The sequence below is a fragment of the Arsukibacterium sp. genome (genome assembly GCF_033722355.1).
In the GTDB taxonomy this organism is placed as follows: Bacteria; Pseudomonadota; Gammaproteobacteria; order Enterobacterales; family Alteromonadaceae; genus Alishewanella.
Genome location: NZ_JAWVZF010000083.1, coordinates 1 through 11,343, shown reverse-complemented (window position 1 = coordinate 11,343; position 11,343 = coordinate 1). Strand labels below are relative to the sequence as shown.

Annotated in this window: 8 protein-coding genes; 5 read left to right on the top strand and 3 right to left on the bottom strand. The window is 52.4% G+C overall.

Going from position 1 to position 11,343, the window contains the following annotated elements; genetic code table 11:
• Nucleotides 1-678 (top strand): TonB-dependent receptor domain-containing protein (locus tag R3177_RS09105; protein ID WP_318970722.1); only part of this gene is annotated, 678 nt, incomplete at its 5' end.
• A 546-nt stretch (nucleotides 679-1,224) separates the two neighbouring features.
• Here the strand turns inward: R3177_RS09105 and R3177_RS09100 are convergent.
• Entirely contained in the window at nucleotides 1,225-3,786 is a 2,562-nt protein-coding gene (locus tag R3177_RS09100) for a glycoside hydrolase family 3 protein (RefSeq protein ID WP_318970721.1), read from the bottom strand.
• A complete protein-coding gene (locus tag R3177_RS09095) occupies nucleotides 3,783-5,066 on the bottom strand; it encodes a sugar MFS transporter (RefSeq protein ID WP_318970720.1) in 1,284 nt (427 codons plus the stop codon). The genes R3177_RS09100 and R3177_RS09095 overlap by 4 nt, the downstream gene beginning before the upstream one ends.
• A 171-nt stretch (nucleotides 5,067-5,237) precedes the next feature.
• Between R3177_RS09095 and R3177_RS09090 the strand changes: the two genes are divergently transcribed.
• The 4 genes from R3177_RS09090 to R3177_RS09075 all read left to right on the top strand — a co-directional run bounded on the left by R3177_RS09090 (nucleotide 5,238) and on the right by R3177_RS09075 (nucleotide 10,817).
• A complete protein-coding gene (locus R3177_RS09090; protein ID WP_318970719.1) occupies nucleotides 5,238-6,596 on the top strand; it encodes a GH1 family beta-glucosidase in 1,359 nt (452 codons plus the stop codon).
• 36 nt (nucleotides 6,597-6,632) lie between these two features.
• Nucleotides 6,633-7,994: a glycoside-pentoside-hexuronide (GPH):cation symporter gene (locus R3177_RS09085; RefSeq protein WP_318970718.1), complete on the top strand. Its 1,362-nt coding sequence runs from the start codon at nucleotides 6,633-6,635 to the stop codon at nucleotides 7,992-7,994.
• A gap of 21 nt (nucleotides 7,995-8,015) precedes the next feature.
• Nucleotides 8,016-9,023 carry a LacI family DNA-binding transcriptional regulator gene (locus R3177_RS09080; protein ID WP_318970717.1) on the top strand — a complete coding sequence of 336 codons (1,008 nt, stop codon included), beginning with the start codon at nucleotides 8,016-8,018 and terminating at the stop codon, nucleotides 9,021-9,023.
• Nucleotides 9,024-9,167: 144 nt separating this feature from the next.
• Nucleotides 9,168-10,817 (top strand): methyl-accepting chemotaxis protein, encoded by a 1,650-nt coding sequence (locus tag R3177_RS09075; protein WP_318970716.1) that lies wholly within the window; start codon nucleotides 9,168-9,170, stop codon nucleotides 10,815-10,817.
• A 1-nt stretch (nucleotide 10,818) separates the two neighbouring features.
• Here R3177_RS09075 and R3177_RS09070 read toward each other — a convergent pair.
• Nucleotides 10,819-11,343, bottom strand: a 525-nt coding sequence (locus R3177_RS09070) for an aldo/keto reductase (RefSeq protein ID WP_318970715.1), incomplete at its 5' end; no start/stop codon positions are given.

Genomic DNA, 11,343 nt, shown 5'->3' with positions numbered 1-11,343 from the left:
TTTGAGGGTTTGCATGACGTTTATCAGGGCCAGCGTTGGAATACTGCGGTTGCCGCCATCCAGGCGCGTGGCGAGCAGGCTACCGATGCAGCCATTTACAATGAGATTATTGCCGGTGGTGTCGGTATAGGTGAAAACAACCGTATCTTACCTGACCCGGCCACAGATCCGTTGATTCAGTGGACAATCAACTCGCCTGAAAACGTCGGCGCCCGTAAGGTCAATGGCCTGGAGTTCGCGGTTCAGCACGTGTTTGGAGACAGTGGTTTCGGCACCGGCATCAATGCTACCCTGGTGGACGGTGATGTCGAGTACGATAATTTCGTGCTGGCGGCACAGGCAATTCTGCCCGGGCTGAGTAACTCGGCCAACTGGCAGCTGTTCTACGAGAAAGAGGGTTTATCGGTCCGGTTAACGGCCGCATGGCGGGACGAATATCTGGCCGGACAGGGCCAGCCGGACACCACCGATGCGCCGCCTAACTATGTTGAAGAATACTTGCAGTGGGATTTAAGTGTTAACTACGATATTAATGACAACCTGACCGTATTCTTCGAAGGCATTAACCTGACCAATGAAACCGAGCGTAGCTTTGGCCGGTTTGAAAGACAGTTCTTAAGTGCTGCTCAATATGGTCCGCGGTATGCCATTGGTGTCAGATACACTATGGGCAATTGATTATAGTCAGGCCCGTTTAACCGGTAGTCCGGCAGCCGTTATTTAGTTGCTGCCTGCTACCGTCTTAACACCCTCCCTGTTGTAACTCCGGTTTAGTGCCCGCATGCGGGCACTTTTTTTGCGCTTATTGTGTATATTGCACTGATACTTACATCGATCTAACAGGATTAGGTGGCTGGTGATGTTGCTGAAAACTGGTGTCGTAGAGTAAGGTGTAAAGGCACAGTGGCTGGAGATACTTACTACGCCAGCTTCAAGGATCACCTCCCTGTGCCTTTTCAGCTTCCGCGGCATCCCTGCCGCTGCTTCGTAAGCACACCAGTCATTGTGCCTCTCGGCAAAGCTGTTGCGGCTGGAGATACTTACCACGCCAGCTTCAAGGATCACCTCCCTGTGCCCTTTCAGCTTCCGCGGCATCCCTGCCGTTGCTTCATAAGCACACCCGCCACCGCGTCTCTCACGATTAGTAGCTTAGTACAGGCAGAATCATAGTTGCAGCATATAAAAAAGGCGCCTGCCGGCGCCTTTGGTCAGGGTTTTGTTTAATTACTGGCACGTCACCACAGTTTCTTGCTGATCCGTTACCGGGGTTATTCTGGCATCGGCCAGACTCAGGGTTAACTTACCGCTGGTTTGCACAGACAACACCTGAAAAACCTGGCCGAGGTTAAGCCCCTGCTGCTTAAGACAGCTTAAATTTACCGAAAGTGGTTGCCACTGCTCTTCCGGCAGAGCCGCCAGTGCGGCACTGATATTAACGCTGCCACCGCAGTTATCGCCACAGACCATGCCCAGCATCACCTCAGCCGGCACTGCTCCCTGGCGCTTGACCAGCAGCGTTAACTGGCTGTCGGCTTCAGCATAGGCTCTTAAGTCGCGGGGGAACGGACTGATAAATTTAAGTGCTGCACGCGCGCTGCCATCAAACTCAAAGCGGCGGGCATCTTCCTGCACCTCTTTATCAAAAGTACGGCTGCTTATCGCCCCTAACTGCTGAATACTGCTGCTTACCATCGTACTGTCAGGACCGCTTTCTAATTGTAACTGCCATGGCGAGCGGGGAGAGCGTTCAAAAATAACCAGCTCAGTCAACTGGTTACTCTGCTCTACCTGCTCAGAAAGGTTATCAGGCAGTACGTTCTGCTCGCCATAACGCAGGCCAAAGCCATACGGCAGTAGCGGATCATAATCTTTATCGCCATAATTCACTGCAGTTTGCTGCGGGCTGGCGGGCCAGGAAAAAGACAGCTTACCGTGAAAATCATACTGCACAGCGCCATCTGCTTTGGCCAGGATCACATCTGCCACCCCTTCCCCTTCACTGCCCGGCAACCAGATGGCGACAAAGGCATCAGAGGCATTCAGCTCCGGATTAACCCATAACGGCCGGCCACTGATAAACAGCGAGACGACCGGGATACCGGCTGCTTTTAATTTTTTCAGCAAGGCGAGATCGGTTTTATTGCCGCGTTGGTACTCCAGATTATCCAGGTCGCCATTGCCCTCGGCGTAAGGCTCTTCGCCAAATACAACAATAGCCACATCGGGTCTCTGCTGATAGCTGCCATCGGCTGAAAGCTCGACACTGCCACCGGCTGCCTTAACCTGGCGGGCAATGCCGTCATAAATGGAACTGCCACCCGGAAAATCCGCATTGGTATTGCCAGTGCCCTGCCAGCTGATTGTCCAGCCGCCGGCTTGCTGACCGATATTGTCAGCGCCGCCACCGGTGACCAGCAACCGCTGCGTTGGATTTAATGGCAGTAACTGGTTATTGTTTTTCAGCAATACCAGGGACTGGCGCACTGCTTCACGAGCCAGCGCCCGGTGCGCATCGGCACCAATCAGCTCAGTTTTGCCGGCCAATGGCCGTTTTGCCGGGCTAGGCTTGTCAAATAAGCCGGCACGCATTTTAACCCGTAAAATCCGCCGCACGGCGTCATCTACCCGCTGCATGCTGATCACCCCTGCTTCTACCTGGTCAATCAGGTTGTAATACAGTGGTTTCCAGGCCGCTGTCGGGACCATGTAAATATCCAGACCGGCATTGGCCGCCTGCGGGCAGTTTTCGTTAGTGCAGCCCGGGATCTGGCCATGGCCATTCCAGTCGCCGACCACAAATCCATCAAAGCCCATGCGATCTTTTAACACATCGGTCAGCAGGTATTTACTGCCGTGGATTTTTTCGCCATTCCAGCTGTTAAATGACGCCATCACGGATTGCGCACCGGCCTGCAGGCCGCCGACATAGCCCTGGGCGTGAATGTCGAACAATTGCTGCTCACTGACTTCGGTATTGCCCTGATCAATACCCCCTGTGGTGCCGCCATCACCGACAAAGTGTTTCACGGTACTAATGACTTTATCAGCACCAAGAAAATCACCGTCAGCGGCGCCTTGTAAGCCGGTGACAATGGCTGCAGCATAATCATGAACTATTTTCGGGTGCTCGGAATAGCCTTCATAAGTCCGCCCCCAGCGATCATCGCGCACTACCGCCACAGTAGGTGCAAAGACCCAGTCAATACCAGTTACCATGACTTCACGGGCCGTCACCTTGGCAATCTGCTCTATTAATGCCGGGTTATTGGCGGCGCCAAGGCCAATATTATGCGGGAAAATGGTGGCGCCAATCACATTGTTATGGCCATGCACTGCATCTGTGCCCCACATGGTGGGAATACTGCTGCCATCCTGGCTGGCATCAACCGATGCCTGGTACATGGCGTCAGCCAGCGCTATCCAGTCGGCGGGCGTGGCGTACTTGTCATCATTCGGAAAGGCACCGCCGCCATTTAAAAACGAGCCAAAACCATACTGACGCATATCGTCAACGGTAATGTCGCGAATTTCCGGCTGGATCATCTGAGCGATTTTCTGTGGCAGTGTCATCCCGGCTATTAAGTCGGTAATGGCTTGTTCCATCGCCGGATCTTTAGCCACGGGTAATTGCAATTCAGGCCAGATCTCAATGTTGCCGGCCGTTTTGCCCGCTGTTATGGGAGTCGTTTGCTCTGGCACGGGTTTTCCGCACGCAGCCAGCGCCAGCGCAACACTGCCCGCCAGCAGTAACGGTTTAAAATAACAAGTTGCTTTAAGTAAAATCATAACGGTTCCTTAGGCACGACGGTCGCTGTTACGTTGCGCTTACAGCCCTTCAGACCGTAAAAGGCAATATAGATATAACATAGCAATGGCAGAATAAAGGCCAGCTGCACACCAATGCTGTCGGCTAAGGCGCCTTGCAATAATGGCAGAATGGCGCCACCGACAATAGCCAGACATAAAATACCCGAGCCCTGACTGGTGTATTGCTTTAACCCGGTAATGGCCAGACTGAATATGGTAGGAAACATAATTGAGTTACACAGCCCGACCAGCAGTAATGACCACATGGCCAGTTTACCGGATGATAAAATAGTCAGTGCCAGCAGGAACACCGCACAAATGGCATTAAAGGCCAGTGCTTTACCGGCGTTGACTTTTTGCATTACCACAGCGCCAATAAAACGGCCGACCATAGCGCCACCGAAATACCAGGCAATATAGTGAGATGCCGCCCCTTTAGACATGCCGCCAATTTCCGGCATTGATAAATAACTGACTAAAAAGCTGCCGATACCTACCTCAGCCCCGACGTAGACAAAAATACCCAGTGCGCCCAGCATTAAGTGGCGCTGTTTCCAGGCTTCGCCACCCAGCGGCATGGCTTCAGCGGGGTCTTTTTTACCCATGGCCGGCAATTTTAACCAGGCAAAAATGATGGCCAGCACGATCAGGCTGGCAGCCAGAATTAAATAAGGTAATTGAACGGTTGACTCGGTTACTGTACCGGGTACCGGCTCTGGCGCGTCCAGACCGCCAAAAATTAACCAGGCGCCGAAAAACGGGGCTACCGTCGTACCCAGTGAGTTAAAGGCCTGGGTCATCGTTAAACGGCTGGATGCCGTTTCCGGCTGGCCCAGCACACTGACATAGGGGTTAGCAGCCACCTGTAAGATGGTTATGCCCGAGGCCAGCACAAATAACGCCAGCAGAAACATGGCATAGACATGCATAGCCGCGGCGGGCACAAACAACAGACAGCCGGCACCAGCGATCAGCAGGCCGGTGACAATACCCGCTTTATAACCAATTCGGCTAACCAGCATACCGGCCGGCACCGAGACAATAAAATAAGCGCCGAAAAAACAGAACTGGATCAGCATGGCCTGGGTGTAGTTCAAATCGAATAACATTTTTAAATAAGGGATCAAAATGTCATTCAGACAGGTAATAAAGCCCCACATAAAAAATAGTGAGGTCAGGGCAGTCAGGGCAAAGCGGTAGTTTTCGTTGCCGCCGCTGGCGCTGAGGCCTGCCGTTGTTGGTAATGGTGAAGTCGCCATTTTGTCTCCCTCGGGTGCATAGTGTTTTTATTGACGGACTGCGTGTTGACGTTGGTGTCCGGGCCGTCTAGTATAATGTAAGCGCTTTCATTTATAGCATATATCACGCTGTTGGCAAATTTTTTGTCGTCCAGCTGCCAGTAACTTTACGTTCGGAAGATAGCCAAATTGATGAAAATCTCCTTAGCTGCTGATTCAGCCTTACTTAAGCCCGACTTTACTTTTGGCGTGGCGACGGCCTCGTTTCAGATTGAAGGCGCTGCCAACAGCCGGTTACCGTGTATCTGGGACACATTTTGCGCCGAACCGGGCCGGATTAAAGATGGCTCTGACGGCTTGGTTGCCTGTGACCATGTTAATCGCTGGCGCGAGGATGTTGAGCTTATTGCGTCGCTCGGTGTTGACGCGTATCGCTTTTCTATTGCCTGGGGCCGGGTGATCAATCGTGATGGCAGCATTAATCAGGCGGGTCTTGATTTCTATCGGCAGCTACTGGAGGCGTTGCAGGCTCACAATATCAAAGCCTTTGTTACCCTGTACCACTGGGATTTACCTCAATATCTGCAGGATAATGGCGGCTGGTTAAACCGCGCTACCGCCTTTAAGTTCGCCGATTATGCCGATAAAGTCAGCCGGGCATTGGGCGACAAAGTTTACTCGTATGCCACGCTAAATGAGCCCTTTTGCAGTGCCTATTTAAGCTATGAAGCCGGTATTCATGCGCCGGGCGTGCAGAACCGTAAGCAGGGCCGCCAGGTTGCCCACCATTTATTGCTGGCACATGGTCTGGCAATGACGGTATTGCGCCGCAATGCGCCCCGGGCCCTGAACGGCATTGTGCTGAATTTCAGCCCTTGTCATCCTGCCAGTACCAGCGACGCTGATATCCGGGCTGCCAGAATGGCCGATCAGTATCACAACCAGTGGTATATCCAGCCATTGTTCGAAGGACGATACCCTGAGTTACTCAGTGAGTTACCCAGCAACGAGCAGCCGGAAATTGCCGCCGGTGATATGGCAATCATTGCGCAGCCACTGGATTTTCTCGGGGTGAATTACTATACCCGCACTGTGTACCGTGACAACGGCAAAGGCTGGTTCAGCGATGTTCCTCCTACCACTCCCCCATTAACCGATATGGGCTGGGAAATATATCCGGCAGGGCTGACCGAGATCCTGCTCGACATCAATAAGCGTTATCCGTTGCCGCCGGTGTATATTACTGAAAATGGCGCGGCGATGCCTGACACAGTACAACAGGGTATGGTGCAGGATAGCGAGCGGGTAGCCTATTTTCAGCAACATCTGCAGGCAGTGGAGCACGCGATCAGCGCCGGCGTGCGAATTGACGGCTATTTTGCCTGGAGCCTGATGGATAATTTTGAGTGGGCAGAGGGCTATGCCAAACGGTTTGGAATAGTCTATGTTGATTACACGACCCAGCAACGTGTTTTAAAAGCCAGTGCTATCGCCCTGCGAGACTGTTTTGCCAGCCGCACGGCGGCCGATAACAAGAGTGCTAACAAATAACATTAAGCTGAATTAACGCGCCATTATGGGGTTAGCATGCTGACAAAAAAAGAAAAAATTGCCTACGGTCTCGGCGATACGGCCAGTAATATCGTGTTCCAGACGGTGATGTTATTTTTAACCTTTTTTTATACTGATATTTTTGGCATTTCACCTGCGGTGGTTGGCAGCATGTTTCTGCTGGTACGGATTATTGATGCGATAACCGATCCGCTGATGGGAGCCCTGGCCGACAGAACTCAAAGCCGGCATGGCAAATACCGGCCCTACCTGCTGTGGCTGGCCCTGCCTTTTGCCCTTTGCAGTGTGCTGGCGTTCACCACCCCCGACTTATCAGCCAATGGCAAAATAGTTTATGCCTTCGCGACCTACACCTTGCTAATGCTGGCTTACACTGCGATTAATATCCCTTACTCGGCATTAGGCGGAGTACTGACCGCAGATCCGACTGAGCGGGTGTCAGTACAGTCTTACCGGTTTGTGTTTGGTATGCTCGGCGGCTTACTTGTTACCGCCTGCACCCTGCCCCTGGTGAATTACTTTGGCAATGGCGATAGCGCCAGAGGTTACCAGCTGACAATCGCTGCCATGAGTGCTTTAGGCTTAATCCTGTTTTTACTGTGCTTCTTTGGTACCCGGGAGCGGGTGCATGCGCCGGCCAATCAGCAACTGACGTTGCGAAACAGCGTCAACTCACTATGGCAGAACGACCAGTGGCGTATTTTGTGTGTGGCGGCGTTCTTTTTGCTGACCGGCATGGTGCTGCGGACAACGCTGGCCATTTACTATGTAAAATACTTTTTGCTGCGGGAAGATTTAATTACCGCGTTTATCACGCTGGGTATGCTTGGCAATATCGCCGGCTGTGCTGCAGCGCAGTGGCTCAGCCGCTATATCGATAAAGTCAAAGCCTATATCGGCCTGCAGCTTATTTCGGCGGTTATTTGCGTGATCAGCTTCTTTATCAGCGCCGAGCAATTGCTGCTCGCTTTTGGCTTGTATTTTCTGTGGGGCTTTTTCTTACAAATGGCCACACCGCTGCTGTGGGCCAAAATGGCTGATACGGTTGATTATGGTCACTATAAAACCGGGGTACGGATCACGGGGCTGGTGTATTCGTCTATCGTGTTTTTTATCAAACTGGGCCTGGCACTTGGCGGCGCCTTAGCCGGTTGGCTGCTGGCCGGGTTTGATTATCAGCCGGATGCGGTACAAAGCGTGCAGACGCAACAGGGCATTTTGCTCAGTTTTACTTTATTACCGGCGGTTGGCTCAATAGTGGTTGCGCTGGTCATGAGCCGCTACCGGCTTAACAGCGAGCGGGTACTGGCGATTCACCGGCATCTGGCACGGCAATCTGGTGAAGTAACGCCGGCGCATGCTAGAGTAACCGCCTAATCTTACAAGTAAAGGCAAACCATGGCGACGATTTACCAGGTCTCTGAATTAGCAGGGGTATCCTTAGCTACGGTATCCCGGGTAATGAACAATAATGTCCGGGTAAGCGAAGCCACCCGTCAGAAGGTATTGCAGGCAATGGAGCAGCTGGGGTACCGGCCGAATTCTATCGCCCAGTCCCTGGCTTCCAGCCGTTCTAACAGCATTGGCATTCTGGTTTCTGAATTACATGGCCCGTTTTATGGCGAAATGCTGACCGGTATCGAAGCCGAGTTCCGGGCGGCCGGCAAACATGTAATTATTGCTGCCGGCCACAGTGAGCGGGCCACGGAGGAAGACGGTATCGATTTTCTGCGCAGCCGCAATTGTGATGCGCTGATTTTGCACGTCGAGGCGGTCAGCGATCAGTTTCTCATCGATTTAAGTAAAAAAGAAATTCCATTCGTGCTGTTAAACCGCCAGTTGCCGGCGCTGGCGGACAGATGCATCAGTCTGGATAATGAGCTGGGGGGCTATCTGGCAACCCGTTATTTACTTGAGCAGGGCCACCGCCACATCGCCTACATTGCCGGCCCGATGTGGAAAGCTGATGCCCGTGACAGGTTTCATGGCCACCAGCGGGCGCTGGCTGAGTATCAGTTAACTGCTGACCAAGGGTTGTTCTTTGAAGGTGATTTTCGCGAAACGGGTGGCAGTAAAGGCTTGGATGCGTTGCTGGCCAGCAACCGGCCATTCAGTGCCATAGTATGTGGCAATGATGAAATGGCGTCGGGTGCCATGACAGCCGCCCGCGAACTGGGCTATGAAGTACCGGCGGACTTTTCGGTAATCGGTTTTGATAACGTGAATTTTGCCTATTACACCTATCCGAAATTATCAACGATTGATTACCCGGTCAGTGCTATGGGCCGGATGGCTGCGCGCTGGGTGCTGAAACAGGTTTACCAGCAAAATAGTATTGAAGTACAACAGATATTTAACCCTCATTTAATTCCGCGGGATTCAGTGGCCGAGCCGGCAGTGAGCTAAATACAGGCTGCTGCCGTATCAAGCCTGGATTAATCTGTTTTTTTGCTGAATTATTCAGATTAATTTCATTAGTTTGGATTGAAAAACCAGCGTATAGTCCATGAATTAACGTTGTTGTCATTTGTTTCTAACAGGGGTTCAGTTATGCAAAGTACGCAGTCGATGACCGTCGCAATGCGACTTGGTTTGGGGTTTGGAGTGGTTTTGCTGTTAATGGTGGCGCTGACCTTATTCGGGGTGCAACGGGTAAGTCAGATCGACAAGACGCTGACTGAAATTACCGAAGTGAATTCAGTGAAACAGCGTTATGCGATTAACTTTCGCGGTAGTGTGCACGACAGAGCCATTGCCCTGCGGGATATCACGCTGGTGCCCAATCTGGCTGACTTGCCCATCATTCTTGACGATATCGCGCGGTTACAAGCGTTTTATCAGCAGTCGCGCCAGCCAATGGACCAGTTGTTTCAGGCCAGCACCGACATTAGTGCCGCCGAACGGCGCCTGCTGGAGACGATTCATCAGGTTGAGCAGCGAGCCCAGCCGCTGGCAGCTGAAGTGATCCGTTTACGTCAGCAAGGCCAGCAGGCCGCGGCACAACAATTATTGCTGCAGCAGATGAGCCCGGCTTTTGTTGACTGGCTGGCCAGTATCAATGCCTTTATTGATTATCAGGAACAACAAAATCAGCAGGCGACAACTTATGCCAGAAAGGTTGCTGAAACCTTTGCTATTTCAATGGTTTTGTTAACGTTACTGGCTATTGTCATCGGGAGTCTGACCGCCTGGTATATCAGCCGTTACTTACGTAACTCACTGGGTGGCGAGCCGGCGCTTGCGGCAGACATCGTCAGTCAGATTGCCGGTGGCGATCTGACCACCCGCATTAAAGACAGCCAGCCAAACAGTATGCTGGCAGCAGTAGCCAGTATGCAGCAGCAACTGCGGCAAACATTAAAAGAAGTCATCAACGCCGCTAATACTGTATCATCTCAGGCAACCGAACTGGATCTGGCGGCAAAAGAAGCACTGCAGGCTTCAGAGCTGCAGGCCTCATCATCAACCGCCTCTGCCGCCAGTATTGAGGAAATGACAGTCAGCCTGAATGAAGTGGCCAATACCGTGCAGCTGACGGAGCAAAACTCAGAGAAAACCGCTGAGCTGTCAGCGCAGGGCGCTAAACTGGTGAAAGACGCGGCAACAGAAATTGGGGTGGTTGCGGAAACGGTGCAGCAATCTGCCAGTCAGATTGGCAGCTTACAGCAACGTTCAAAAGAGATTGCCGGTATTGCCGGGGTGATCCGCAGTATCGCAGAACAAACCAATCTGCTGGCGTTAAATGCGGCAATTGAAGCGGCCCGGGCCGGTGAGTCAGGCCGGGGTTTTGCGGTGGTGGCAGATGAAGTACGCCAGCTGGCCGAGCGTACCAGCAAGGCAACGACGGAAATTGCCGGGATGATTCAGCTTGTGCAGGATGAAACTCAACAGGCGGTGCTGGCAATGGAAACATCAGCGCCCCGGGTGGCTCAGGGGCTGGCACTGGCTAATCAGGCGGCGACAATGCTGGAGCAAATCCGGCTGCAGGCTGAAGATTCTCTGCATAATGTGCGCGATGTCTCACGGTCAACCAATGAACAAACTGCTGCAGTGTCTGAGCTGGCGCAACATATTGAGCAAATCGCCACGATGTCTCGCGAAACCACGTTAACCCTGAAGCAAAACCGCGGCGCCGTGACAGCGCTGCAACAGGTTGCGAGCGGGTTAAGTGGTCAGGTCAGCCGCTTTAAAACTGATTAAGCTAAGGCAGTTCAGCGCCGCGGGCACTGACGTAAAGTTGGTACCAGTGTTCGCGGCTTAACTGCACTGCAGTTGCCTCACCACAGGCACTGATGCGATTGATACTGGTGGTGCCAATTACCGGTTGAATTTGCGCCGGATGTCGCATCAGCCAGCTAAGCACAATCGCTTCTTTACTAACCTGATATTCGGCCGCTAACTGCTGCACCAGTTTAGCTGTTGCCTGGACATGCGCCGGTTCTTTGCTGACATCTTTGCCGCTGAATAAGCCCTGACTTAAACTGCCCCATGCCTGGAGCTGAATGTTATGCCGGCGGCAATATTCAAGGGTACCAGTGCTGAAGTTAACCGGTGGCTGATTGCTGCAACCGGCAGTGGTGCCGTCATCCAGCCAGGCCAGATGGCTTAAGCTTAATTCCAGCTGATTAACAATAAAGGGTTCAAGTACCGAATCCTGCAGCAATGCCATCTGATGTTGCTGCATATTTGACACGCCAAAATGTTTCACTTTGCCGCTGGTAGTAAG

Excerpts from the sequence above, each read along its gene's own strand:
- R3177_RS09100 (WP_318970721.1), bottom strand. The coding sequence starts at position 3,786 with ATGATTTTACTTAAAGCAACTTGTTATTTTAAACCGTTACTGCTGGCG.
- R3177_RS09095 (WP_318970720.1), bottom strand. The coding sequence starts at position 5,066 with ATGGCGACTTCACCATTACCAACAACGGCAGGCCTCAGCGCCAGCGGC.
- R3177_RS09090 (WP_318970719.1), top strand. The coding sequence starts at position 5,238 with ATGAAAATCTCCTTAGCTGCTGATTCAGCCTTACTTAAGCCCGACTTT.
- R3177_RS09085 (WP_318970718.1), top strand. The coding sequence starts at position 6,633 with ATGCTGACAAAAAAAGAAAAAATTGCCTACGGTCTCGGCGATACGGCC.
- R3177_RS09080 (WP_318970717.1), top strand. The coding sequence starts at position 8,016 with ATGGCGACGATTTACCAGGTCTCTGAATTAGCAGGGGTATCCTTAGCT.
- R3177_RS09075 (WP_318970716.1), top strand. The coding sequence starts at position 9,168 with ATGCAAAGTACGCAGTCGATGACCGTCGCAATGCGACTTGGTTTGGGG.